Here is a 23,076-nt window from a genome sequence, read left to right on the forward strand (position 1 = left end):
GACGACACCCGGACACGCTCGACGCCTGCCCGGGTTGGTCGGTCAAAGGGCGGTGTCGATCAGAACTTGACCGACGCCTCCACGCCGTAGGTCCGCGGCGCGTTGAAATTGCCGTAATCGCCGAGGATGTTGTTGATGCTGCCCGACGCCGTGTTCGTGGTCGGCGAGCCCGGCAGGCTGTTCGATGGATCCCGACGGAATACATACTGCTTGTTGAACAGGTTGCGCGTCCAGGCCGAGATCGTCAGCGCATTGTTGTTACCGACGATGATGTTCGCCAGCGCGATGCGTGCGTTGGCGATGAACGCGGCATCGTTCTTGGTCGCATATTGATCGAAGGTCTGCGTCGCCTGCGAGTAGTTGCCGTCGACGTGGAACTTCAGATCCAGCGCGCCGATCGGCGTCGTGTAGTCGATCGAGCCATTGGCCGCATTGCGCGGGGTGAACACGATGTAGAAGTTCTGATACACGCCGGTCGACGTGATCAGCACCGGCGGGATCTTGGTGTAGGTATAGGCATAGCCCGCGGTCAGCGTCAGGCCATCGACCGGCTGGACCGTCAGGTCGGCTTCGATCCCGCGGATCTTGGTGATCCCCGGTGCATTGATCGTGACCAGATTGTTGAAGCTGCCGGTCGAGGTCGTCTGGATCGAGCTGATGTCGATCTGGCTGTTCTTGCGGTCCATGATGTAGCCGGCAAGGTTCAGGCGCGCGCGGTGGTTCCAGAAATCGGTCTTGGCGCCGATCTCGTACGATTTCACATCCTCCGGGTTGAACGTCTGGTAGTTCGACGTGCGCGAGCTTGCCCCACCGGCGCGGTAGCCGGTCGCGTATTTGGCATAGAGATGCAGCGTGTCGGTAGCGTCATAGGCCAGTGTGGCCATCGGATTGAAGCGATCCCAGCTGGCATCGAGCGGCTTGTAGCCCGCGGCGGTCAACTGTGCCGTGGTCGCGGTGTCGTAGTTCAGGTTGCGCGAATAATGCAGCACGCCCTGCTTCTCGTCGTGCGTGTAGCGGCCGCCTGCGGTCAGATGAATGCGATCGGTCGCGTTCCACGTGACCTGGCCATAGCCGGCATAGCTCTTGGAATGCACTTCTGACGCGCGATCGATCGAGCGGCACCCGGGTTGCGAACCGAACCCGCCCGAACCGGTGCAGGGATCGAGGATCGTCACGCCGGTGATCGCGGTGCCCGCAGTGGTTGCGGTCGCATTCGTGGTGAATGCGTTCGAGTTCGGGGTGGCGGCGTCGTCGCTGATATGCTCGTTGAAGTAATAGAGCCCGGCGACGTAATCGAGCTGGCCTACGCTGCCGACAGCCTGGAATTCCTGGCTGAACTGGTTCTGCCTTAGGTCGGCGAGGCTGTACCGGCTGAAATTGCAGCCGGTGCCGGTGCAGTTGGCGGCCACGACCGGCACGCGGTGCGCGCCGCCGCTATTGTCCCACTGCGTCGAGGTGACGCCGCGCCATGCGGTGATCGACCGGAGTTCGATCTCGGGGGCGACGTTCCAGTGGATGTTCGACGTATAGCCGTGCGTCTTGTCGATGCTCGGCTGCTGCGGCACGCCGATATCGGCGACCTTCATCCGGCTGGTGCCGTTGACGACGACCTGGCTGGGCACCGGCTTCACCGTGCCGGTCAGCGTGGCATAGTTGGTGCCGGGTAGCGTGCACGCGGCCGCTGCCGCCTGGCTGCCGGCGACGCACCCATTGGGGTTCGCGTTGAGCAGCTGGCTGTAGAACGGGCTGTTTGCGTCATAGCCATTGTCGTAGCTGAAATCGGCGGTCATGCCTTCGACGGGCTTGATCCGTGCGGTCGCCTTGAAGCCGCGGCGATCGTAGTAATTCCAGCCGGTCTGGCCGGCGAGCGGGTTCCGGGTGGTCGCGCCCTGATATTGGACGACTCCGTCGAGCTTCAGCGACACGCCATAGGTCTCGGGAAGATCGAGCCGGAACGCGCCGTTATAGCCGCCGTAATTGGCGATGCCGCCGGTTGCGCTGCCGCCCCATTTGCCGGTCGGCGCCTTGGTGACGATGCTCAGCGCGCCGCCTTCGGTGTTGCGGCCGAACAGCGTGCCTTGCGGCCCCTTGAGCACTTCGATCCGCTCGACGTCGAACAGCGCGGCATTCAGCCCGTGCTGGCGACCAAGATAGACGCCGTCGATATAGATGCCGACGCCCTGCTCGCGCGCGGGCTGGTTGGCGTCGAGCGGAACGATGCCGCGAATACCGACGGTCAGCGCGGACTGGCGCGCCTCGAACGTCGCGACACGCAACGATGGCACCGCGCCGTCGGCGAGATCGTACAGGCTCTGGACGTGGCGGTCCTGCAGGTTCTGCGCCGTCATCACGCTGATTGCGATCGGCGTCTTCTGCAGGTTGGTCTCGCGCTTGGTCGCGGTGACGACGACGTCGCCGAGACCGGACTGGTCGGGTTCGGCGGCAGGCGTGACCGCATTGGCGGGCTCCGGTGCGACCGTCGAATCCTTCGCGGCGGTCGGCTCGGCGGTCGGTGCGGGGGCAGCGAACGCTGGCGACGCGCTAGCGATCGTCAGGGCGGCGCCGGCCAGCAGCCGCAAGCGCAGGCTTGCTGAATTCAACATCGAAAAGTTCCCTTTTAGGCAGTGTTTGCCTTGAAGGGCGCGATAGGCTGCGGTCGTGGCACGTCCGTTACGGATATAAGAATCGGGTGTCCGACGGTTTTAATGCTCGTTTAATGGTTGCGGCGCGGCCGATCCGGTTATTCGGCCGCGATCGACAGCGCCGGCACCTCGTCGGCGATCATCACTTGATCGCGGCCGGCGCGCTTGGCGCGATACAGCGCGTTGTCGGCGCGCTGGATCAGCGTCGATCCATCGCGATCCATCTCGGGATACCACATTGCGATTCCGAACGACATTCGGATCGCGCCGAGCGCGCGGTCGCCGTGGCGTACCGATGTCTCGGCGATGGCGATCCGCAGTCGCTCGACGCGTCCAAGCAGCACGGGCAACATCGCGCCGGGCGCGATGATCGTGAACTCCTCGCCCCCATAGCGGCACACGACGTCGCCATCGCGGAAATGGCGCGTCATTTCGGTCGCTACCGCGCGCAGGACGATATCGCCGGCATCATGTCCGAATTCGTCGTTGAATCGCTTGAAATGATCGACGTCGCACATGACCAGCCCGAGCGGTGTCCCCGCGGGTGCGGCCCGCGCGATCTCGATCGCCAGCGCCTCTTCCATATAACGGCGATTGAACAACGCGGTCAGCGGATCGCGGATGGTCTGTTCGCGCAGCCCCCGCTGCAGCTGGTGGTTGAGCAACGCGGAGGCGATGTTCTCGGTCAATACCGCCAGCCGAAAGCGGCTCTCCGCCTCGACCACGCCCTCCAGATACAACAGCCCGATCACCTCGCCCCCCGCCAGCAACGGTTCGCAGTGATACACCGCGCCCGGATCGCCGACATGCGCGCAGATCACGTCGGTGCCTGGTTCGACGATGTAATGCCCCTGGCCACGTCGTAATCCCCAGCATTGCTCGGGCGGGAACGCCTCCCGCGCGCGGCTTAGATCGCCCCAGCTCGCCAGCCGGATCAACAGGTTGCGCGAATGATTATGCGCATAGAGCGCGCCGGGTACCGATGGCAGCACGCGGGGCACGAAGCACGCGATCACCGCGGCGAGCTCGGCATCGGTCCGCGCGGTCTGCATCCGGTGCGACATCCCGCCGAGCAGTTCGATCATCTCGCTGCGCGCCTGCAACGTATCAGCGTTGCAGCGCAATTCGGCATTGGCGCGCTGGAGGTCCGCGTCGCTGGCCGCTTGCAGCGATCCGGCTGCCGCAAGCCGGTCTGCCATCGCGTTATATGCCTCGGCGAGCGCGCGGAACTCCGCGGTGCCGATCGCATCGGTGACGCGCGCGTCGCGGTCCCCCTCGCCAAAAGCACGCATCGATCGCAGCATCGATCGGATCGGCCGTCGCACGCCGCGGATGATCAGCACGACTGCAACCGCGAACAGCGCGATGATCGTCGGGCCGCCGACGAGCGGCAGATGCCGGTTCCAGGCGGATTGTTGTTCCGCCGCATATAACCGCACCGCCAGCAGGTCGCGTTCCTCGTCCCGCAACTGGCCGGCGCGCCGGGCGACCTCGTCCATCAGATTGCGGCCATGCCCGTTCGCGACGATCGCGATCGCCTCCGCGAAATGCCCGCTTTGCCCGAGCGCCAGCGGCATCCGCAGCGAGGCAATCTTCTGCGCGACGATCCGCTGCAACGCGACGGCGCGGTCATGCTGCTCGGGATTGTCGCGCGTCAACGCCGCAAGCGCGACGGTGTCGTTTGTCGCCTCGATCGTGCGATAGTCGAAATTGCGTGCGTAGCTACGGTCGTGGGTCAGCAGGAAGCCACGCTGGCCCGATTCCGCTTCGCGCAGGTCGGCCATCGTCTCGTCGATCTTGTGGATCAGCTGTTCAGTTCGACTGACCCAGTCGAGCGAGGCTTTCATCCGGACGCTCGCATCGACCAGCAGCAGCGCCAGTGCGAGCATGGCGAGCGACACGCAGGCGCCGAGCCAGCCGATGCGGGCGGATAGCGAAGACAGAGAAAACGCTGACATGCCAGAGCGATGCACGCAAACCGGTAAAGATTTGGCTTCCGGATACGCATCTCGCTGCACGGGCAGTTCGAGGGATATTAACGGCGGCACGGCAGTCTTGCTGCGGTCGGAGCGAGGGACAAACGATGAGCGCCAGATCGGATCACGCGGACGCGTATGACGCCCCTGGCAGGCTCGTGATGAGCGTCGCTGCGGTCGAACTGATCGGAGGGGCGATCCTCATGACGATCCTGCCCCGGTGGAGCGTGGTGCTGTCGTTCGTCTGGCTGGCGATCCTGCTCGGGACGATCATCGCCTCGTGTGCAGTCGCGATGCCGCGACCTGTGCGGATCGTGGTGATCGCTGGCTTGACGGCTATGTTCGTGCTGACCGGCGCGCGGCTCGATTGGCTTGGAACGCTCGCGACCGATGCCGACGCGCATCAGGCGCGCGCCGATGGCGTGGTACCGATCGTCACGCGGACGTTTCATGGACCCGTTGCGGGCGCGCTTTCGGGGCCAGCCGTCGCGCCCGGGGAGGGCCAGGACAGCTGGAGGGCGGATATCGATGCGCTGCTGTCAGGCCTGTCGAGCGCGCAGGGGGGCCGGGTGATCGTCCGTACGCTGACCGTCGACCGCACGGTCGAGCCCAACCGCGTGGCTATCGACTGGTCGATCGCGACCGGCGATGCGAATAAATCCTGCGGCTCGATCACCATCGCCGCCACCGATCGGCAGGTCGCGCTCGATCAGGTCGGTATCACGCTGCGGATGGCCGTCGAGCGAACGCGCGCTTCGGGCACGCCGCTATGCTATTGAGCGCCGCGGCTCCATCGCCGGCCGATCAGGACGCGCCTGTCGTGATCAGCACCATCGCGCCACCGATCGCGAACCCTTCGGCGACCGGCGCGAGTGACATCGTCACGCGTCGCTGGTCACCGCTATTCGTCAGGATCATGCTGTCGAACGCCACCGTGGGGGCCGCACCAGACAGCACTGTCTCGACCGCGTCGCGCGCTTCGGCCCGCGCCGAGAGCGCGAGCAGGTCGACCATCCGTGCCTGCAGGATGCGCTCGCGGGGCAGACCGAGAAAGTCCGCCGTGCGATCGTCGATACTCGTGACCGTCCCGCGGACGCTGATCCGCATCACCAGAACGCCGCGATGGGCCGCGCGGGCCTGCTCCAACGCGCGCTGGTCGGCCAGCCAGCGGTCCTCCTGCGCCTCGTGATAGCGGTGCAGCGTCAGCGCGATACCGTCGACCCAGGGTGAGGCGTGCCCCCGGACGCGTTGCGCGTCACCGGTGGCCATGGGGAGGGGCAAAGGCAGGTCGAACCACGCGTCCTCCCCCGTTTCCAGGACCCGGCGCAGCTCGACCAGAGCGATACCGATGCCGATCCGATCGAGTAGCATATCAATCGCTGCGCCGCGGATCGTCTCGATCGATTGGCCGATCAGCAGTGCGGCGGCGGTCGACGTCTCGCGGACGTGCAAGCTGTCGTCGAGGATCAGGAAGCCACCCGGCACGCGCTCGATCAGTGCCGCGAATTCAGCCTCGCGACAGCCGGTGGGCGCGTCGGGCAGGGGCGGTGCAGTCGTCTTCTGGTCCGCCTTGCACCATGCGTCGAATGCCATGAGGACGTAGCGTGGTCGTCCGCGATTGGTGACCACAACCGGGGCATGCGACGCCCGATCCTGCCATAATCCGAAGTTCCGGACGATCTCAGCCGAACTTACCGTTGCGGTTCTATCCAAGATGCGTCCTGTCTCGCACGGGGCGTGCGCTTGAATACCGCGCACGACCTTTTCAGTGCGGCAGTAGATGGCGATCCACTTTAGCTTATCGATATCTGTCTCTTATCAATAATATACCCAAACTGGTATATGAATCCAAGTCAATATAGCCAATCAAAATGGTTCTTTCGACACCCATACTGGTTATATGCAAATTACGATGCAACGCGACAACGCCACCTAACCCAGCGTTTACGCTACGGTCCGCAATGTCAGGTGATGATACGTCGATCTCTCCCTGCGCGACGCCATATCGACCATACCGGGTTTCGATCGCTGCTGTCTGATCGCCGCGGTGTTGCGCTGATCGAGATGGCGATAACCTTGCCGGTGCTGTTGACACTGTTGTTCGGGATCATGGCCTATGGCCAATGGTTCTTCGTGTCGCACACCGTTCAGCAAACCGCTAACGATGCCGCGCGCGCCGCCATTTCCGGGCTGACCAAAAACGAGCGCTATGCGACCGCGCTGAAGACCGTGAACGTCAATTTCGTGCGCGGCGGGATGCTCGATGCGTCGAAGCTGACGGTCGTCGTCGAGGATGACGGGACGATGATCGTCGTGCGGCTGTCCTACGATGCAGCGCAGGATCCGGTGCTGTCGACCGGGCTGGTGCCGGTGCCGAGTACGACGATACGACGCAGCGCCGCGGTATTGTTGGGTGGCGTCTGAGGTGACGGGGGCGATGACGCACCGCATTCTCGGCTCGACGCGACGGCTCGTCCGCGATGGTCGCGGCTATGTGACGATCCTCACGGCGGGGGCGATGACGATGCTGATGGGCGCCGCCGCGCTCGGCGTCGATGTCGGATCGCTTTACGTCGCCAAGCGCCAGTTGCAAGGCGTCGCCGATGCCGCCGCGCTGGCCGCGGCCGCAACCAGCGCCGATCCCTTGGTGGCGGCCCGCGGTGCGGTGAGGGTCAACGCAGTTCCCGGCACCTCGGTCGCCAGTCTCGTCCGCGGCCGCTACACGCGCGATCCGAGCCTCGACGCGGGCGCGCGGTTCATACCCGATGCCGCCGGTGGCGTGGCGGGGGGGGCGAGCACGGCCAATGCGTCGCAGGTCGTGGTGGCGCAGACCGTGCCGTTGTTTTTCGGCCGATTGATCACCGGGCGACCGACCATGCGGGTGACCGCAACGGCGCTGGCAGCGCGGATCGACATGGCGGCGTTCTCGCTCGGCACGCGGCTGGCGGCATTGCAGGGCGGGCTTCCCAACGCGCTGCTGTCGGGGCTGGCAGGGACAAACCTCAATGTGTCGGTAATGGATTATACTGCACTCGCCGGCGCCGATGTCGACGCGCTCGCCTTTGCCAGTGCGTTGCGGACAACGCTCGATCTTGACGCCGCAACCTTCGGGGAGACTCTCAACACCACCACGACTCTGCCCAAAGCGGTCGAGGCGCTGGCGGCAGCGACCACCGACCAGACCGCGGCGTCGGCATTGCGCGCGATCGCTCTGAAGCTACCGCCGACCAGTATCCAGCTATCGAAGCTGATCGATCTCGGCCCACTGGCGGGGCAGCGCGCGGTGGATCCTGCAAACGTGTTCGAATTCGACAGCTATGCCGGGCTGCGCGAGATCCTCCAGCTCGCCAACGGTCAGCGCACAATCGCGCTCGGAACGGGGGTATCGGTACCGGGGCTTGTCTCGACGCAGCTGAGCCTGGCGAGCGGCCAGCGGACCGTGCAATCGCCGTGGCTCGCGGTCGCCAAGGACAATGCGGTCGTCGTCCGGACCGCGCAAACGCGGCTTTACGTCGACACGCAGATCGGCGGGCTGGCGACGTTCGGGCTGGCGTCGCTGCGCTTGCCGATCTTCGTCGAACTGGCCTCGGCCAGCGCGTCGCTCAGCCGGATCGCGTGCACGCGCAGCCCAGCGACGGGCACGGTGTCGCTCGATGTCACGCCGAGCGTCGGCAACGTCACCATCGCCGATGTCGCGACCGCGCGGCTGAACGACTTCACGACGCCGATCACAACACAGCGCGCGACGATTGCACATGCGCTGCTCGTCGACGTCTCGGGCTATGCCGACGTAAAGCTCGGGGGGGTCGCGGCGCAGCCGCTGACCTTCTCTGCCGACGACATCGCGCAGAACCGCGTCCGTTCGGTCTCGACCAACGATCTCGCGCAGGGACTGGCCTCGTCGCTGATCCGATCGATGGACCTCCGTATCGGCGTGCTCGGGCTTGGGCTCAATGTGTCGGCGATCACCGCCGCGGTCGGCAGCGCGCTGTCGGTCGCCGCGCCCGCGCTCGACGGTCTGCTCGATCAGGTTACCGGGCTGTTGGGGGTGCGCGTCGGGCAGGCGGATGTCCAGGTCAACGGCCTGCGCTGTGGTCGCGCCGTACTGGTCGCCTGATCCTTTCCTCGCTTTTCTTTCTTTCAACGATGGACTGTTCCGTGCGCCAGCTTGCCAAGATCCCCACCGACCGCCGTTCGCTCAATCGCTATCCGGTGGCGATGCGCGTGACGCTCAGAGAGGGGCGCGCCTGCGTCTTCGACGTGACGATCCACGATCTGTCATGCCATGGCTGTCGCGTCGCGCTCGGCTATCAGGCCGCGCCAGGGCAGGACGTCGTCGTCCGCTTCGCCGGACTGCAACCGGTCCGCGCGACGATCATGTGGGCGGCCGGCGGCGAGGCCGGCGTCAGGTTCGCGCAGCCCTTCCACTATGCTGTGCTGCGACACCTGATCACGACGACCGGCGGCCCGAGCGCGAGCGAGATGGACTAGGACAATATGAGGTTGGAGCGGGTGAAGGGAATCGAACCCTCGTCACTTGCTTGGGAAGCAAAAGCTCTACCATTGAGCTACACCCGCAGACGCGCCGCTGTTCGCGGCGGTTGGGCGTCCGTACCCGGCACGATCGCGAAGTTCAAGCGTCAAGCGCAGGCGGAACGTCTGCGGTCGTGCAACGCTGTAGCCTTGCGGGCATGGCGCTCGACAAGGACGCACGGCATGACGATCGCTACCCCTTCCCGAGACGGCCTGTCGCGACCCCTCGCGGTGCTGGTCGTGGCCGGCGTGCTTGGGGCCAGCGCGGTGCTCGGGCGCCGCAATGCGCCCGATCCTTCGCACCCCAGGACGCGGCGCTGGTACAAGCGGCTCGACAAGCCCGGATTCACGCCGCCCGACGCGGTGTTCGGTGCGGTCTGGCCCGTGCTCGAGACAGGGCTGGCAGTTGGCGGCTATCGGCTGATGCGCGCGCCGCAATCGCAGCGACGTGATGCAGCGGTCGGCTTGTGGTTGCTCAACAGCGCGATGGTCGGTGGCTGGACCGAATTGTTCTTTCGTAAACGTGCACTGGAGACAAGCGCGGTCGCGGCAGGCGCAATGGTCGTCACCGGCGCGGCGTATGTCGCCACAGCCGCCAAGATCGATCGCCCGGCGGCGGGGCTGGGGGTACCGTTCGTGGCCTGGCTTGGCTTCGCGACGCTGCTCGCGACCCGGATCAGCCAGCGCAATGCCGAGTCGACCGAGACGCGACGATGAGCCGGGTTACGGTGTGGCATGATGGCGACTGTCCGCTATGCCGGCGCGAGATCGCGATAATGCGGCGGCTTGATCGGCGCGGTGCGATCGAGTTTATCGACGCAACCGAGGGCGACGCATCCTGTCCGATCGACCGCGGTGAACTCCTCGCGCGATTTCACGCACGCGAGGAGGGGCATTTGCTATCCGGTGCTGCGGCATTCGCGGCGATGTGGCGGGCGATCCCGATCCTGCGCCCGTTGGGCCTCGCCGCGCGGCAGCCACGCGTGCTGAGCCTGCTCGAGCGTGTCTATACCGGCTTCCTGCGCGTCCGGCCGAGATTGCAACGCGCGGTGCGACGGCGCGAGGCGGTGAAGCCGTGACGGTGGCGCGCGACGCTGTATCGCCCGGTCAGACCAGCGTCTGGGACTTTCCGCGTCCCGCGATCGCCGAGCGATGCCCGCGACACATCCGCATCGTCCATCGTGGCCAGATCGTCGCGAACACGTGCGCGAGCGTGCGAACGCTCGAAACCAGTCATCCGCCAAGCTATTACATCCCGCCCGACGACGTCGCGATGGTACTGTTGCGGCGTTCGACGCATCGCTCGTTCTGCGAATGGAAGGGCGACGCGGTCTATTACGATCTCGTGCTCGATGGCGAGACGATTCGGGACGTCGCCTGGAGCTATCCCGCGCCGACCCGCGTATTTGCCGCGTTGCGCGACCATCTCGCCTTCTACGCGGCCCCGTTCGATACGTGCACCGTCGACGACGAGAGGGTCGTGCCACAGCCAGGGGGCTTTTATGGTGGCTGGATCACCGCGGATCTTGCCGGGCCGTTCAAGGGCGTACCCGGCAGCCGCTATTGGTAGACCTTATTCGAGTCCGGCGGCGCGGCGCACCGCGAGCCCAGCGCCGGCCCAATCGACGTCTTCGCCCTCCAGCGCGATCGCAGTGCGCAAATGGTCGCGAACGATCCCGAGCAGCGGCATCGGCGTGCGAGAGCGGCCTGCGGCGGCGTCGACGAGGTTCATGTCCTTCAGCCCGAGCGGCGCGGCGAACCCGGCAGGCTTGAACGCATCGGCCACCAGCATGTCGCCATAGGTCTTGTAGACCGGCGCCGAGAACAACGTCCCGGTCAGCACCTCGAGGAGAGTCGCACGATCGACGCCGCCCTTTTCCGACAGCGTCATGGCCTCGGCCATCGCCTCGACCGCGGCCATGATCATGAAATTGCCGCTGAGCTTGACCAGATTGGCCGCCGATGGCGTGGTGCCGACGCGAAAGACGCGCTGGCCGATCGCCTCGAACAGCGGTTCGCATCGATCGATGAGATCGTCCGCGCCCGCCGCGACGATGAACAGCGTGCCGGCTTCGGCGGCGGGCGGGCGACCGAATACGGGGGCCGAGATGTAGCGGTCGGCGTCGCGCGCGAGGCGGTCGGCGAGCGCGACGCCGATCGTGCTGTGCGAAACGTGCAGCGCGGGCGCGGTCAGGATCCCGTCGTCTCCGTAGACCACGGCGTCGAGCGCGGTGTCGTCGGCCAGCATCGTCATCACCACGTCGCCCTGGGCCGCGGCGGCGGGCGTCTCGGCGAGCTGCGCGCCGGCCGCAACCAGCGCCGCCGCCTTGTCGGGCGAGCGGTTCCACACCATCACCTCGTGCCCTGCCTTGACGAGGTTGGTGGCCATCGCGCTGCCCATCTGGCCGAGACCGATGAATCCGACTTTCATGCTCTATCCTTCAGAATGTCTGTAGCGGGCCAACGCACGCTGGGGCGGATCGCTGCGTCAGGCGCGCAGCGGCAGGCTGAGACGGGCGAGCAGTCCGCCGGTCGGCGATCGGCCCAATGCGAGGCTGCCGCCGTTCAGCTCGGCAAGTTCGCGCGTGATCGACAGGCCAAAGCCGTGGCCATCGCCGCGTTCGTCGAGGCGGCGGCCGGGCAGCATCGCTTCCGCCATCGCGGTGTCGTCGAGGCCATCGCCATCGTCGGCGATTTCCAGCGTCGCCATGCCATCGGTCGCCCTGGCCTCGATCGTCAGCGCCGACCGCGCATGCCGCCAGCCATTGTCGAGTAGGTTGCCGATCATCTCGTCGAGATCCTGCGCGTCGATCGCGACTGCAAGATCGGCGGGGATGTCGCGTTCGATCGCAATCGGCCGCTCGGCATGGATCCGCCGCAACACCGCGAGCAGGTCGTCGACCGCCGGCGCGATCGGCGTCCGAGCCCGCGCGCCGCCGGTCGCATCGGCGCGCGCGCGGCCGAGATGATGGCGGACCCGGCGGTCGATCTGCTCGACCATGTCGCGCACGTCGTCGTCGGCGCCGGTCTCCGCCAGCTTGAGCGACAATGCGGCGAGCGGCGTCTTGAGGCCGTGCGCAAGGTTGGCGACATGCTGGCGGGCGTGCGCGAGCCCCGCGGCGTTCTGGTCGATCAGCGCGTTCAACTCGGTCACGAGCGGCTGCAGTTCGCCCGGCTGATCGTCGGGGATGTGCCGCTCGGTGCCGGCACGGACCGCGGCGAGCGCGGTCCGGAGGTCGCGTAACGGACGCAGCCCGAACCGGAGTTGCAGGATCGTCGCCGCCGCAAGCCCTGCGCCGAGCAAGGCAAGCGAACCGAGCAACGGGATCATCGCCTCGCGTAACGGCTCCTCGACGATCCGGCGCGGGCCGATCGCGGTGATCGTGACGGGACCGCGCGGAGTCGGCACATCGAGCGTGCGCGAATGGAGCCGGTCGCCGCTGCGATCGCGCGTGTCGCCGGCGCGAAGTTGATGCGCGTCGGGACCACCGGGGCCGGGACGATCCCGGACATCCTGCGGCGGGGCGGGCGGCAGGGGTAGCGGCACTGTGACGGGGGCGGGGGCGGCGGGCGCGGGCGGGGTAGCGGGCTGGGGCAGGGGAGCAGCCGTGCCGCTGTCGACACGACCGGCAGGGCCGTCGATATGCCAGGACCAGTCCGATCCGGCGACGCCGAACTCGGGCATGTCGATCGCGCGCGTCCGGTCGAGCGTCCCATCAGGGCGCACCGCCCGCGCGAGCACCGCGACCTGCGCATCGAGCCGCTCGTCGAGGCCCCGCGTGACGAACCGTTCGAGGACATGACCAATCGTCACGCCCGCGAAAAGCAACGCCAGCCCGGTCGACAGCGCGGCGATGACGAGCATCCGCCCGAAAAGTGACCGCGGGACGAGGCGCATCCGGGGCATTACCATCCGCCCGCCAGGCTTGCTGGTCCACCCTGCAAACGCGCCCCCGGCGCAGGCAGGGCACAGATTGGAGAAGGTTCGGCGGCGCGGATCGGTCCTGAGTCCCGAACGGTCCTCGACTGGGTCAACGCCGTCGCGGGGGTGGTGGCAACAAGGTCGCCATTTATCTGTCGCGCGATGTGCGTCACGGCTCGCCCGCCGTCAGCCGATAGCCGCGGCCGCGCACCGTTTCGATCATCTGCGCGCCGATCTTGCGGCGCAACCGGCCGATGATGACCTCGATCGAGTTCGAATCGACATCTGCATCGCCCTCGTACACGCGCTCGATCAGGTCGGCGCGTTCGATCACGACCTCGCGGCGAAGCATCAGCGCGGACAGCACGCGCCATTCGAATGCGGTCAACTTGAGCGGCAGGCCGTCGAGTTCGAACGTCCCGAGTTGCGCGTCGAAGACCAGCGGTCCACACGCGACGCGCGCCGCGGCATGACCGGCGGCGCGGCGGACCAGCGCGCGCAACCGCATCACGACCTCCTCGACGCGGAACGGCTTGACCACATAATCGTCCGCGCCCGCCTTGAAGCCCTCGACCTTCTCCGACCAGCCGTCGCGTGCGGTCAGGATCAGCACCGGCAGGTCGCGTCCCGCCGCCCGCCAGTCGCGCAGCACGGACAGCCCGTCACGCTTGGGCAGGCCCAGATCGACCACGGCGGCATCGTAGAGTTCGGTCGCGCCGAGATGACCGCCATCCTCGCCGTTGCGGGCCACGTCGACCGCGAAATGCTCGGCGCGCAACGCCCGCGCCAGCCCGTCTGCGATCGTCGCATCGTCTTCGATCAATAATACCCGCATGCCTGTGTCCCTATGCCCGATGCCTCAACGGAATCTGAACGGCTTGGTTCAGCGGGCGTCGGCAGCGTGCGCCTAAAGAGTGATTCGTCAACCAATGAGAGGAACGACGCAAATGACCGAACATTCCCACATCGCGCCCGGCAAGCGCTTCAATCTGCGCCGCAATCGTCTGGCGCTCGCCGCCGCCGGTCTGCTGGTGGTCGGTGGAGCGGCTGGTGCCGTCACCGTCGCGGCAACGCGCCCCAGCGTGACGATGGCGCCCGCCACCCCGGTCGCGATCCGCTCGCTCCAGTCGGATGGGATCGTCACGATCCGCGGTACCGTGGCCGAGCAATACGGCAACAAGTTCGTGATGGCCGACCGCACCGGTCGTGCGCTAGTCGATCTCGGCCGGGGCGGAGAGGGTAGCAATCTGGTCGCGACCGGTCAGCCGGTGACGATCCAGGGCCGCTTCGAGGATGGCTTCGTCCACGCCTCGTTCCTGGTTGCACCGGGGGGCAAGGTTACCGCGCTCGGCCCGGTCGGTGGCCCGCCGCATGGTCCGCATGGCCCCGGGCCCGAAGGTCCCGGTCGCGATGGTCCGGGCGGTCCCGGCGGCGCGGGTGCTCCGCCGCCGCCGCCGCCGCCAGCGGGCGTCGCACCGCCCCCGCCAGCGGGCATGGCACCGCCGCCAGTGGCTCCAGGTGCAGCCCGCGCGCCAGTCGGGGCGCTCCCCGCACCGGCCGCGGCACCTGCCCCGCAGGTCGCGCCAGCAAACTGAAGAAAGTGGAGCCGGGTAACACCGGCTCCATTGTTCTGCCAGCGTGCCAATAGCCTCTTCGGCACGCTGGACGTGGTTACGCTGCTAAAGCTTTTCCCCCGGCAGGGGAGGTAGCTGAGGGGGCAAGTATGGGAACCGCCTTAGCGGGCGATGGACGCCAGTCTTGGCGCTTCGGTTCGGCGCTGTTTTGCGGCCGGCACACGGACCCAGTAGCGGCCGGTCACGATCAACGGCAGCGCAAGCAGGCATCCGGCGCCGGCATCCCACATGCCGTCGCCGATCAGCCCCACGCCGAGCCCCGCCACCGTCGAAACCCCAAGCAGCGCCGGCAGTGCAAAGATCTGGCGGTTGGTCTTGTGGCTCATGCGATCTCTCCTGCCATCACGACTTCGCGGACCCGCTGCTCGCTCGGACCGCCCCGGCGACGCAGCCACAGATACAGCCCACTGCCGAGCACCACGATCGTCAGCACGTCGAACACCGCCCAGATGATCTTCATCACCAGCCCGCCATAATCGCCGAAGTGGAGCGGCTGCGCGAGCAGGAGTGCCTGCATGTACCACGGCATCGGCGTCACCGCGTCGAGCCGTCCGGTCGCGGCATCGACGAACCCCGGCAGCAGGAGCTTCGACGTCATCGGCGTCGTGCCCTTCATGAACACCGCATAATGATGCTTGCTGCTGAAGACGACGCCGGGAAAGGCGATGAACTGCGGCTCCATGTCGGGCGCCTTGCGCCGCACCGCATCGAGCGCCGCCTGCACCGAGGCACGCTCCACCCCAAGCGGCGTGCGCGTCTCGCTGGCGGTGATCGCCGCGAGGCCGTTCGCCTTCCAGATGGCGGTGATCGGCACGACAAAGGTGTTGATCGTCCCCGTCACGCCGACGACGCTCGCCCAGACGAGCGTGACGATGCCGAGCAGATTGTGCCGATCGAGCCAGCCGAGACGCTTGCTGCGCCCGCGCCGCAGCGTGCCGAAGTCGAGCTTGGCCATGAACGGCGCATAGAGAACGACGCCCGAGACGATCGCCGCGAAGAACAGCAGGCCCATCACGCCCAGGAATATCTCCGCCCAGAAGCCGAGCAGCATGTCGGTGTGGAGCTTGAGGATGAACGCCATCACGCCGGGGACATAGGGCGGCATGGTCGCGCCGGTGCGCGCATCGAAGGCAAGGAAGTGCATCGCCGCGGGGGCGGCATCGGCCGTCGCGCCGGTTGTCACATAGACGATGGGTCGTTCGTCGTCGAAGCTGATATAAAGCGGGATATTGCCCGGCGCGGTCGCGGCGGCACGCTTCAGGATCGCGTCGAGCGAGAGCGACGGCGTGCCCGCGGGCAGCGCCGCCATTGGCGCGGGCGGGTTGAGCCAGCCATCGATCTCGTCTTGGAAGATCAGCGGCAGCCCGGTGACGCACAGCATCAGCAAGAACGCGGTACAGATCAGGCTCGTCCATTTGTGGACGAGGTACCAGGTCTTGATCGTGCCGCGGGTCATGCGCGCGATACGCCGTCATGGAACGATAGGGGCTGGCAAATGCTCACCGGCACACAAGTACAGAGTTGATAACGATGTGCAATAGCGATGTGAGTCAGAGAGCCCTCTTCCAATCCTCCCCCGCGAGGGGGAGGTGGCTGGCGTCAGCCAGACGGAGGGGGAGGTAAGGGTGACCGCCGTTTCCGGTCCGCCCCCTCCGACACCTTGGGTGCCACCTCCCCCATCCGGTGGAGGGATGCAGTATGTGCCCTACTTGAGCAGGATCAGTGCCTTCGACAGCGTCATGTAGATCCCCCAGAGGATCGGCAACCCGACCGCGAGCCATGCGAAGACGACGATAGGCGAGGTGCTGGTCTCCGCCGCCACGGTGCCGCCAGCAACCGTCTCGACCGCCCGTGGCGCATTATCCGCGGGCATGTGGAACTTCGCGTCGACCGGCCGGACGAACAGGTTCGCGACGAACCCGGCGACCAGCATCGCCGCCAGCACCCAGAAGATCGGCGGGTAGATAACGCCGCGCGGCACGTCCGCGGCGATCGCCCGGTCGCGCATGTTCGCGACGAGCAGCGGCCCGACCACGCCCGCGGTCGACCAGGCGGTTAGCAACCGGCCATGGATCGCGCCGACATATTTCGTCCCGAACAGGTCAGCCAGATAGGCCGGCACGGTCGCGAACCCGCCGCCGTACATCGACGCGAGGATACAGAAGACGAGGATGAACAGCCCGAGCGTCGTGCCCGCAAGCGCGGGTGCGGCAAGTCCGTAGAGCAGCGCGCCTGCGACGAGGATGGTCGCGAACAGCGGCTTGCGTCCGATCCGGTCGGACAGCCACGCCCAGAAGAACCGGCCGCCGATGTTGAACAGGCTGATCGCGCCGACAAAGCCTGCGCCGACCGCCGCCGCCGCCTTTTTCTGATCCTCGTCGAATGCGGTGAACAGCACGCCGGGCGCGTCAATCAGCCGACCGCCAAACAGCTCCTGCAACATCGGCGATGCGATGCCGATGATCCCGATCGAGGCGGAGACGTTGAAGAACAGCACCAGCCACACCAGCCAGAACTGCGGCGTGCGGTGCGCGTCCGACAGCGCGACGTTGAAGCGGCTGATCGATGCCTTGGCGCTGGTGGGCGCGGTCCAGCCTGCAGGCGCCCAGCCCTCGGCGGGCACGCGGTAGCCGATCGCGCCGGCCATCATGAACACGAAATACACCGCCGCGAGCACCAGGAACGTCTGCCACACGCCGACGCCGGTCGGGCTGGCGAAGTGCTTCATCAGCAGATCGGCGAGCGGTCCGCCGATCATTGCGCCGCCGCCAAAGCCCATGATCGCCATTCCGGTCGCCATGCCGCGCCGGTCGGGAAACCATTTGATCAGCGTCGAGACGGGCGAGATGTAGCCGAGCCCAAGCCCGATCCCGCCGATCACGCCCGATCCGATCCAGATCAGCCACAACTGATGCATCGCCACGCCGATCGCCGCGATGCCCATGCCGCCGCACCAGCAGAAGGCGGCGACGACGCCGGCCTTGCGCGGCCCCGCGCGTTCCAGCCAGCCGCCCCAGATCGCGGCGGCGGCGCCGAGCACCACGAAGAACAGCGTGTACGTCCAGACGAGATCGCTCACGCGCCAGTCGCAGTTGGTCGTGGTCAGGGCGCCGAGCAGCGAGAGGTTGGGGCAGGCGACGGGGTCGGTGATCCCGATCGCGCGCGACAGCGGCAGCCAGAAGACGCTGAAGCCGTACGCCATGCCGATGCACAGATGGATCGCGAGTGCACAGGGCGGCACCAGCCACCGGTTGAACCCCGGTGCGGCAACGGTGCGCGCGCGGCTGAGAAAGCCGTGTCCGCCCGCGCTGCCGACCCCCGTGTCGATCGTATCCGTCATCCAACCCCCCGATTATATTTGGTTATCTTCGGGAGCGTGGCCGATCAGGCGGCTAATGTCACCCGCAGCGTTTCGAAACCGTCTATCGTCGCGCTGACGCTTTGCCCCGGGCGGATCGGGCCGACGCCCGCCGGGGTGCCGGTGAAGATCAGGTCACCCGGCGCCAGCTCGACGAAGGTAGACAGCGTCGCGATGATCTCCGGCACGCTCCAGATCATCATCGACAGGTCGCCCGACTGGCGGGTCTCGCCGTCGATCGCGAGCGCGATGCCGCCGCTGGCTGCGGGCATGCCCGGCGTGATCGCGCCGATCGGGGCGGAGCGATCGAAGCCCTTCGCCATGTCCCATGGCCGGCCGATCGCCTTGGCCGCCGCCTGCAGATCGCGCCGCGTCAGGTCGATGCCGACTGCGGCGCCGAAGATCGTCGCGGCGGCATCAGGCACCGCGATATCCTTGCCGCCTGCGCCCAGTGCGATCACCAGTTCGACCTCGTGATGCAGGTCCTGCGTCTGCGGCGGGAAGGGGAGCGTGCTGCCATTCGCAACGACGGCGTCGGCGGGCTTGGAGAAGAAGAACGGCTCCTGCCGGTCGGGATCGGAGCCCATCTCGCGCGCGTGATCGGCATAGTTCTGGCCGACGCAGAAAATCCGGCGAACGGGAAAGCGGTCGGACGTACCGGCGATGGCGACGCTCGGCGCGGTGATCGTGGGAATGTGCATGATGGCTCCTTTGGCGGCCTACATCACGTGTCCGGGCATGGTTTGCAACGCACGCGGAACGTCCTTCGGCACGATGGGTTGGGCCTGTCTACGCAGTGGAGATATCGATGCCCAGCACCCAGCCCGTCCGGTTCGACCCGTCGGTCGAGACGATCGCTCCCGACGAAGCGGAGACGTTGCAGGGGCTTAAGGCGTCGTTCCAGGAGATATTGGAGACCACGTCGCAGGATTATGGCCACGCCGTCCGCGCGGTCCATGCCAAGGCGCACGGCATCGCGCGCGGGTCGATCACGATATCCGAGGGCCTTCCGCCGCTCCTCGCGCAGGGGGCCTTCGCTAAGCCTGGACGTCACGAGGCGGTGATCCGCATCTCGACCAATGCGGGCGACATCCTCGACGACAGCGTCAGCCTGCCGCGCGGTCTGGCGCTCAAGATTCTCGACGTCGCGGGGGATCGGTTGCCCGGGTCGGAAGGCGACACGACGCAGGACTTCATCATGGTCAATGCGCCGGCCTTTTCCGCGAGCGATCCCAAGGCGTTCGGCAAGAATCTCAAGCTGCTGACCAAGACGACGGATCGGTTCGAGGGCGTGAAGAAGGCGATGTCGGCAACGTTCCGCGTCGTCGAATCCGCGCTGGAAGCGGTCGGGACGCAGTCCGCGACATTGCAGACGCTCGGCGGGGCCAAGCCCGTGCATCCGCTCGGCGAGACCTATTATTCGCAGACCGCATTCCGCTACGGCGACGCGATCGCGAAATTCGCGCTGGTTCCGGTCTCACCCGAGCTGGTCGCGCTGACCGGCACCCTCGTCGATATCACCGCGCGCCCGGACGCACTGCGCGAGGTCGTTCGCGATGCACTGGCCGCGCATGGCGGGACATGGGAGCTGCGTGTCCAGATCAACACCGATCTCGAGGCCATGCCGATCGAGGACGCATCGGTGGTGTGGGACGAGGCGATCAGCCCGTTTACGACGATCGCAAAGCTGGAGATCCCGGCGCAGGCGTCGTGGGAACAGGGCCGCAGCGACCGCACCGACGATGCGCTGGTCTACAGCGTGTGGAACGGAATCGCGGCGCACCAGCCGCTCGGCGGGATCAATCGTGTCCGCAAGGAAACCTATCGGCTCTCGTCCGAGTTTCGCGGCCAGTTCAACGGATGCCCGGTGCACCAGCCAGTGAAGTTGTCCGACCTTGCGTGACGTTGCAGGCAAGGAGGGCTCGTCGTTGAAGCTGTTCCACGTGAGCGACGTGCATTTCGGTGCCGAGGATCCGGCAGCGATCGCCTGGTTTTCCGAGCGGGTCGCAGACGAGAAGCCCGACGCGGTCATCATGACCGGCGACCTGACGATGCGCGCCACCAAGGACGAGTTCCAGCGCGGCGGCGACTGGCTGCGTTCGCTTGGCGTGCCGGTGACGCTGGAGGTCGGCAACCACGACATCCCCTATTACTGGGATCCGTTCCGGCGGTTCTTCGCGCCCTATCAGCGCTATGCGGCGGTCGAGCAGATGATCGAGCAGCCGCTTGAGCTCCCTGGCGTCACGGTCGTGCCCCTGAAGACGACCGCACGTGCGCAGTGGCGCTGGAACTGGTCGAAGGGACGGGTCAGTTCAGGGTCGCTGAAGCGCGCGCTGGCGATGATCCAGGACGTACCGAAGGGCAATCTGATCTTCATCGGCGCACATCATCCGCTGATCGAGGGCGGGACGACCGGCACTGCCAAAACGCGCAACGGCGACGAGGCGCTGACCGCGCTGGCGGAGGCCGGTGCGCATGCGGTGCTGTCGGGGCACGTCCATGATCCGTTCGACGTGCCGGTCGAGCGCGAGGGGCAGACGATCCGGATGATCGGCGCGGGAACGCTTTCAAAACGGACTCGCGGCAGTCCGCCGGCGTTCAACGAGATCAGGGTCGATGGCGGACGTTTCGAGACACTGGCGCGGACGTTGTCGGACGAAGCCAAATACTCGATCACGAGTGGAGTATGACGAGCGTCGCGCCTAGTCCGGCGCCTTCCCGGAATTGAACTCGATATCGATCTCGACCCAGCCGCCGAGGATCTGCTTGCCGCCGACGCGCGGCGGGCGGACCCGAAACTGCCACGCGGCCTGGCGCATCGCGCGCGCAAGGCCCGAACCGACCGGCGACTCGCTGAGTGCGCGGCAATTCTCGACCTGGTAATTCTCGATCATCCGGCACGCGATCCGGGCCCAGCTGTTCGGCGGCGGCGGGCTCTTCAGATAGCCGTTGAGCTCGGCATCGGTCGGGCGGCGATACCATTCGACCTTGTACAGCCGCTCGCCACCCGGGCCTTCGCCGGGACCATAGGTCGAACCGCTGTCCTTGCCCTTGCCTGACCCGCTGCCGCCGTCGCCGCCGGCAAGCTGGTCGTTGGGGTGCGACGGCATCTTCGAGATATCGGCAGCGTCGAACATTTCCATCCCGCCGAGCATCTTGATCGGCAGCGGGGGTGGCGCCTTCGGGGGGGCAGGGGGGGCCTGCGCGGCTTCGACGCGGGGGGCAGTGCGTTGCGGCGACCCCCCGCTGGCGCGCTTCTGCTTGGTCGGCGACGGCGTGCGCTTTTCCGGCGTCGGCGTGGGCTGGTCCGGCGCGATCTGGAACGTGACCGGATCGCGCCGCTCCGCCGGCTTGACGACCGACGGAGGCGCCAGCCGCAGCAATAGGAGGATGATCAGGACATGCGCGATCACGGTCAGCACGAACGCGGCGCCGCGCCGTCGCGTAGAACCGCGCGTCTCGCTCGACGAAGGATGGTACGCCGACCGCATCGGCAGTCCGCCTAGACCTGCAACGCGTCAACGGCAACGTCCGGAGCCGACGATCTTTTTGCGCTATTCACCAGCGCAGCGGCTGCCGGGTCAGCCGCGCGCGATCAGCAGCGTTGCGATCCGCGCCGCGGCGGCGTCCGCGCCGTTTTCCCGCGAAACCTCCGCGCCGATCCGCGCTGCCTCCGACCTCATGTCCGGGGTCAGGATGGCCGCGACCGCAGCCCGCGCGCGCGCCGTCGTGAACCGGCGCGACGACAGCGTTCGACCGACGCCCATTCTCTCGATTCGGCGCCCATTGTCGTGCTGGTCACCCATGTGCGGCACGACGAGCTGTGGTTTGCCCGCGCGCAGTGCCTGGCCGGTCGAGCCCGCGCCGCCGTGATGGATGATCGCGCATGCTCGCGGAAACAGCAGCGAGTGCGGCGCATAGCGGCAGACATGAACCTGCTCGGTCGATACCGCGTGCGCGTCGGTGCCGGTGAGCAGGACCGCGCGCAGGCCGAGCGCTCGGGCCGCCGCTGCTGCGGTCGTGTAGAAATCGCCTGGCGCAAAGGTGGCGAACGATCCCAGCGTAAACACCAGGGGCGCCGGTCCATCGGCGAGGAAGGCATCGAGCGCTGGATCGAGCATTTCGGGCGCGCCGGTATCGCTGTCGAACACGGCAAAGCCGGTGACGTAAGTCGTGGCGGGAAGATCGGGCTGTGGTGGCGCGATACGCGGCGAATAGCAGCAGAGCGTCAGCGCGGTTGCAGCGGGAGTCTCCAGCAGAAGGGCCTGGGTGGATGGCGGCAATCCGTGCGCGGCGCGAACCGCGTTCACGGGTCGCGCGTGACGGTGACGCAGGACGCCGCGCATGACGCGGTACACCGCCCTGTTCCAGGCTCTACCGATCGGGCCAGTCGGGACGTGGGCCATCATCCGGAAATCGGGTGTGCTGGGCGGAGAGTACGCGGAGAAGGTCGCCATCGGCTGAAGCAGCACGTTGACGAGCGGCACGCCTCGCCGCTCCGCGACGATCGGCGCGGCGAACACGAACAGCGATGCGACCAGCGCGACGGCGCCGTCCATCGCCTCGTCCAGCGCGGTCGTACTCCCGGCGAGCCACGGCATCAGTATCCGGTCCATCAGATAGGTCTGATCCGCCATGATCCGCCGCGCCGCCTGGTCGGGCGGCAGGCCAAGCGTCTCGGCCAGCGTATCGAACCCGCCGACGATCGCGACGCCGGTCAATCCCGCCAATTCGACCTTCGCGACGTGATCCGCGGGCACGGCCAGCACGACCGCGAACCCGCGTGCCTTGAGTGCGAGACCGATGGCGATGAAGGGATGCAGGTCGCCGAGCAAGCCGATCGTGGCGAGGACGATCTTCCGCATCGGCGCTTTGGTCCTTTTCGGCCGCGTGAACAGGGGCCGTCATCAGCAGCCTAGAGGCGGTCGGTACTACCCATTCATTGCGGGAACATTTCAGTCACACGGCCACCAGCCTGGGTCTGGCCGGTCGCCCAAACGAAAAAGGCCGC

At 66.9% G+C, this 23,076-nt stretch carries 22 protein-coding genes and 1 tRNA gene; 10 read left to right on the plus strand and 13 right to left on the minus strand.

Features of this window, described 5'->3' with window-relative positions:
- Positions 1-59: 59 nt before the first annotated feature.
- Both ASF00_RS12060 and ASF00_RS12065 read right to left on the minus strand, forming a co-directional pair.
- Positions 60-2,603 carry a TonB-dependent receptor gene (locus tag ASF00_RS12060; RefSeq protein ID WP_055879232.1) on the minus strand — a complete coding sequence of 848 codons (2,544 nt, stop codon included), beginning with the start codon at positions 2,601-2,603 and terminating at the stop codon, positions 60-62.
- A gap of 137 nt (positions 2,604-2,740) precedes the next feature.
- The gene (locus tag ASF00_RS12065; protein ID WP_235525789.1) at positions 2,741-4,600 is read right to left on the minus strand and encodes a diguanylate cyclase; all 1,860 of its coding nucleotides are present in this window, start codon (positions 4,598-4,600) and stop codon (positions 2,741-2,743) included.
- Positions 4,601-4,725: 125 nt separating this feature from the next.
- Between ASF00_RS12065 and ASF00_RS12070 the strand changes: the two genes are divergently transcribed.
- Positions 4,726-5,397, plus strand: coding sequence for a hypothetical protein (locus ASF00_RS12070; protein ID WP_156348330.1), 672 nt, complete (start codon positions 4,726-4,728; stop codon positions 5,395-5,397).
- A 25-nt stretch (positions 5,398-5,422) separates the two neighbouring features.
- On the opposite strand, the gene ASF00_RS12075 is transcribed toward ASF00_RS12070, so the two are convergent.
- Positions 5,423-6,211, minus strand: coding sequence for a PAS domain-containing protein (locus ASF00_RS12075; protein WP_055879240.1), 789 nt, complete (start codon positions 6,209-6,211; stop codon positions 5,423-5,425).
- A gap of 378 nt (positions 6,212-6,589) precedes the next feature.
- Between ASF00_RS12075 and ASF00_RS12080 the strand changes: the two genes are divergently transcribed.
- The 3 genes from ASF00_RS12080 to ASF00_RS12090 are packed head-to-tail and all read left to right on the plus strand — an operon-like array spanning position 6,590 to position 9,109.
- On the plus strand, positions 6,590-7,042 hold the full coding sequence (locus ASF00_RS12080) for a TadE/TadG family type IV pilus assembly protein (protein WP_055879243.1): 453 nt from the start codon (positions 6,590-6,592) through the stop codon (positions 7,040-7,042).
- Between the two features lie 13 nt (positions 7,043-7,055).
- Positions 7,056-8,735, plus strand: a complete 1,680-nt coding sequence (locus ASF00_RS12085) for a pilus assembly protein TadG-related protein (RefSeq protein WP_055879247.1) — start codon at positions 7,056-7,058, stop codon at positions 8,733-8,735.
- A 29-nt stretch (positions 8,736-8,764) separates the two neighbouring features.
- Positions 8,765-9,109 (plus strand): PilZ domain-containing protein, encoded by a 345-nt coding sequence (locus ASF00_RS12090; protein WP_056476902.1) that lies wholly within the window; start codon positions 8,765-8,767, stop codon positions 9,107-9,109.
- Between the two features lie 13 nt (positions 9,110-9,122).
- Here the strand turns inward: ASF00_RS12090 and ASF00_RS12095 are convergent.
- Positions 9,123-9,196, minus strand: a tRNA-Gly gene (locus ASF00_RS12095).
- A gap of 138 nt (positions 9,197-9,334) precedes the next feature.
- On the opposite strand from ASF00_RS12095, the gene ASF00_RS12100 reads away from it, so the two are divergent.
- From ASF00_RS12100 to ASF00_RS12110, 3 genes are read left to right on the plus strand one after another with little or no spacing between them, the layout of a single operon-like run.
- Positions 9,335-9,868: a TspO/MBR family protein gene (locus tag ASF00_RS12100; RefSeq protein WP_055879254.1), complete on the plus strand. Its 534-nt coding sequence runs from the start codon at positions 9,335-9,337 to the stop codon at positions 9,866-9,868.
- The gene (locus ASF00_RS12105) at positions 9,865-10,230 is read left to right on the plus strand and encodes a thiol-disulfide oxidoreductase DCC family protein (RefSeq protein WP_055879256.1); all 366 of its coding nucleotides are present in this window, start codon (positions 9,865-9,867) and stop codon (positions 10,228-10,230) included. The genes ASF00_RS12100 and ASF00_RS12105 overlap by 4 nt, the downstream gene beginning before the upstream one ends.
- 2 nt (positions 10,231-10,232) lie before the next feature.
- The gene (locus ASF00_RS12110) at positions 10,233-10,721 is read left to right on the plus strand and encodes a DUF427 domain-containing protein (protein ID WP_443024416.1); all 489 of its coding nucleotides are present in this window, start codon (positions 10,233-10,235) and stop codon (positions 10,719-10,721) included.
- A 3-nt stretch (positions 10,722-10,724) separates the two neighbouring features.
- On the opposite strand, the gene ASF00_RS12115 is transcribed toward ASF00_RS12110, so the two are convergent.
- The 3 genes from ASF00_RS12115 to ASF00_RS12125 form a co-directional block, all read right to left on the minus strand.
- Positions 10,725-11,582 (minus strand): NAD(P)-dependent oxidoreductase, encoded by an 858-nt coding sequence (locus ASF00_RS12115; RefSeq protein WP_055879261.1) that lies wholly within the window; start codon positions 11,580-11,582, stop codon positions 10,725-10,727.
- A 57-nt stretch (positions 11,583-11,639) separates the two neighbouring features.
- A complete protein-coding gene (locus ASF00_RS12120; protein ID WP_235525791.1) occupies positions 11,640-13,058 on the minus strand; it encodes a sensor histidine kinase in 1,419 nt (472 codons plus the stop codon).
- Between the two features lie 184 nt (positions 13,059-13,242).
- Positions 13,243-13,908 (minus strand): response regulator transcription factor, encoded by a 666-nt coding sequence (locus tag ASF00_RS12125; RefSeq protein WP_055879268.1) that lies wholly within the window; start codon positions 13,906-13,908, stop codon positions 13,243-13,245.
- A gap of 112 nt (positions 13,909-14,020) precedes the next feature.
- On the opposite strand from ASF00_RS12125, the gene ASF00_RS12130 reads away from it, so the two are divergent.
- Complete coding sequence (locus ASF00_RS12130) at positions 14,021-14,668, plus strand: hypothetical protein (RefSeq protein WP_055879272.1); 648 nt, start codon at positions 14,021-14,023, stop codon at positions 14,666-14,668.
- A gap of 140 nt (positions 14,669-14,808) precedes the next feature.
- On the opposite strand, the gene ASF00_RS12135 is transcribed toward ASF00_RS12130, so the two are convergent.
- The 4 genes from ASF00_RS12135 to ASF00_RS12150 all read right to left on the minus strand — a co-directional run bounded on the left by ASF00_RS12135 (position 14,809) and on the right by ASF00_RS12150 (position 18,766).
- Positions 14,809-15,033 (minus strand): hypothetical protein, encoded by a 225-nt coding sequence (locus ASF00_RS12135; RefSeq protein WP_055879275.1) that lies wholly within the window; start codon positions 15,031-15,033, stop codon positions 14,809-14,811.
- On the minus strand, positions 15,030-16,163 hold the full coding sequence (locus tag ASF00_RS12140; protein ID WP_055879280.1) for a PepSY-associated TM helix domain-containing protein: 1,134 nt from the start codon (positions 16,161-16,163) through the stop codon (positions 15,030-15,032). Before ASF00_RS12140 ends, ASF00_RS12135 begins: the two co-directional genes overlap by 4 nt.
- A 249-nt stretch (positions 16,164-16,412) precedes the next feature.
- On the minus strand, positions 16,413-18,047 hold the full coding sequence (locus ASF00_RS12145; RefSeq protein ID WP_055879282.1) for an OFA family MFS transporter: 1,635 nt from the start codon (positions 18,045-18,047) through the stop codon (positions 16,413-16,415).
- A gap of 44 nt (positions 18,048-18,091) precedes the next feature.
- Positions 18,092-18,766, minus strand: coding sequence for a fumarylacetoacetate hydrolase family protein (locus ASF00_RS12150; protein ID WP_055879285.1), 675 nt, complete (start codon positions 18,764-18,766; stop codon positions 18,092-18,094).
- 107 nt (positions 18,767-18,873) lie between these two features.
- Between ASF00_RS12150 and ASF00_RS12155 the strand changes: the two genes are divergently transcribed.
- Both ASF00_RS12155 and ASF00_RS12160 read left to right on the plus strand, forming a co-directional pair.
- The gene (locus ASF00_RS12155; protein WP_156348331.1) at positions 18,874-19,968 is read left to right on the plus strand and encodes a catalase family protein; all 1,095 of its coding nucleotides are present in this window, start codon (positions 18,874-18,876) and stop codon (positions 19,966-19,968) included.
- Positions 19,961-20,755: a metallophosphoesterase family protein gene (locus ASF00_RS12160; RefSeq protein ID WP_235525793.1), complete on the plus strand. Its 795-nt coding sequence runs from the start codon at positions 19,961-19,963 to the stop codon at positions 20,753-20,755. Before ASF00_RS12155 ends, ASF00_RS12160 begins: the two co-directional genes overlap by 8 nt.
- 12 nt (positions 20,756-20,767) lie before the next feature.
- On the opposite strand, the gene ASF00_RS12165 is transcribed toward ASF00_RS12160, so the two are convergent.
- Positions 20,768-21,556 carry a hypothetical protein gene (locus ASF00_RS12165; RefSeq protein ID WP_055879288.1) on the minus strand — a complete coding sequence of 263 codons (789 nt, stop codon included), beginning with the start codon at positions 21,554-21,556 and terminating at the stop codon, positions 20,768-20,770.
- 90 nt (positions 21,557-21,646) lie between these two features.
- Positions 21,647-22,930 (minus strand): glycosyltransferase, encoded by a 1,284-nt coding sequence (locus tag ASF00_RS12170; protein ID WP_055879291.1) that lies wholly within the window; start codon positions 22,928-22,930, stop codon positions 21,647-21,649.
- Between the last annotated feature and the right edge of the window lie 146 nt (positions 22,931-23,076).

The organism is Sphingomonas sp. Leaf34, from assembly GCF_001421805.1.
Taxonomy (GTDB): domain Bacteria; phylum Pseudomonadota; class Alphaproteobacteria; order Sphingomonadales; family Sphingomonadaceae; genus Sphingomonas.

What these genes read in the sequence shown, in the direction of transcription:
- ASF00_RS12155 (WP_156348331.1), top strand. Translation starts at nt 18,874, where the DNA reads ATGCCCAGCACCCAGCCCGTCCGGTTCGACCCGTCGGTCGAGACGATC.
- ASF00_RS12150 (WP_055879285.1), bottom strand. Translation starts at nt 18,766, where the DNA reads ATGCACATTCCCACGATCACCGCGCCGAGCGTCGCCATCGCCGGTACG.
- ASF00_RS12135 (WP_055879275.1), bottom strand. Translation starts at nt 15,033, where the DNA reads ATGAGCCACAAGACCAACCGCCAGATCTTTGCACTGCCGGCGCTGCTT.
- ASF00_RS12075 (WP_055879240.1), bottom strand. Translation starts at nt 6,211, where the DNA reads ATGGCATTCGACGCATGGTGCAAGGCGGACCAGAAGACGACTGCACCG.
- ASF00_RS12065 (WP_235525789.1), bottom strand. Translation starts at nt 4,600, where the DNA reads ATGTCAGCGTTTTCTCTGTCTTCGCTATCCGCCCGCATCGGCTGGCTC.
- ASF00_RS12120 (WP_235525791.1), bottom strand. Translation starts at nt 13,058, where the DNA reads ATGCCCCGGATGCGCCTCGTCCCGCGGTCACTTTTCGGGCGGATGCTC.
- ASF00_RS12060 (WP_055879232.1), bottom strand. Translation starts at nt 2,603, where the DNA reads ATGTTGAATTCAGCAAGCCTGCGCTTGCGGCTGCTGGCCGGCGCCGCC.
- ASF00_RS12125 (WP_055879268.1), bottom strand. Translation starts at nt 13,908, where the DNA reads ATGCGGGTATTATTGATCGAAGACGATGCGACGATCGCAGACGGGCTG.
- ASF00_RS12115 (WP_055879261.1), bottom strand. Translation starts at nt 11,582, where the DNA reads ATGAAAGTCGGATTCATCGGTCTCGGCCAGATGGGCAGCGCGATGGCC.
- ASF00_RS12140 (WP_055879280.1), bottom strand. Translation starts at nt 16,163, where the DNA reads ATGACCCGCGGCACGATCAAGACCTGGTACCTCGTCCACAAATGGACG.
- ASF00_RS12145 (WP_055879282.1), bottom strand. Translation starts at nt 18,047, where the DNA reads ATGACGGATACGATCGACACGGGGGTCGGCAGCGCGGGCGGACACGGC.
- ASF00_RS12170 (WP_055879291.1), bottom strand. Translation starts at nt 22,930, where the DNA reads ATGCGGAAGATCGTCCTCGCCACGATCGGCTTGCTCGGCGACCTGCAT.
- ASF00_RS12085 (WP_055879247.1), top strand. Translation starts at nt 7,056, where the DNA reads ATGACGCACCGCATTCTCGGCTCGACGCGACGGCTCGTCCGCGATGGT.
- ASF00_RS12090 (WP_056476902.1), top strand. Translation starts at nt 8,765, where the DNA reads ATGGACTGTTCCGTGCGCCAGCTTGCCAAGATCCCCACCGACCGCCGT.
- ASF00_RS12105 (WP_055879256.1), top strand. Translation starts at nt 9,865, where the DNA reads ATGAGCCGGGTTACGGTGTGGCATGATGGCGACTGTCCGCTATGCCGG.
- ASF00_RS12070 (WP_156348330.1), top strand. Translation starts at nt 4,726, where the DNA reads ATGAGCGCCAGATCGGATCACGCGGACGCGTATGACGCCCCTGGCAGG.
- ASF00_RS12165 (WP_055879288.1), bottom strand. Translation starts at nt 21,556, where the DNA reads ATGCGGTCGGCGTACCATCCTTCGTCGAGCGAGACGCGCGGTTCTACG.
- ASF00_RS12100 (WP_055879254.1), top strand. Translation starts at nt 9,335, where the DNA reads ATGACGATCGCTACCCCTTCCCGAGACGGCCTGTCGCGACCCCTCGCG.
- ASF00_RS12080 (WP_055879243.1), top strand. Translation starts at nt 6,590, where the DNA reads ATGATACGTCGATCTCTCCCTGCGCGACGCCATATCGACCATACCGGG.
- ASF00_RS12130 (WP_055879272.1), top strand. Translation starts at nt 14,021, where the DNA reads ATGACCGAACATTCCCACATCGCGCCCGGCAAGCGCTTCAATCTGCGC.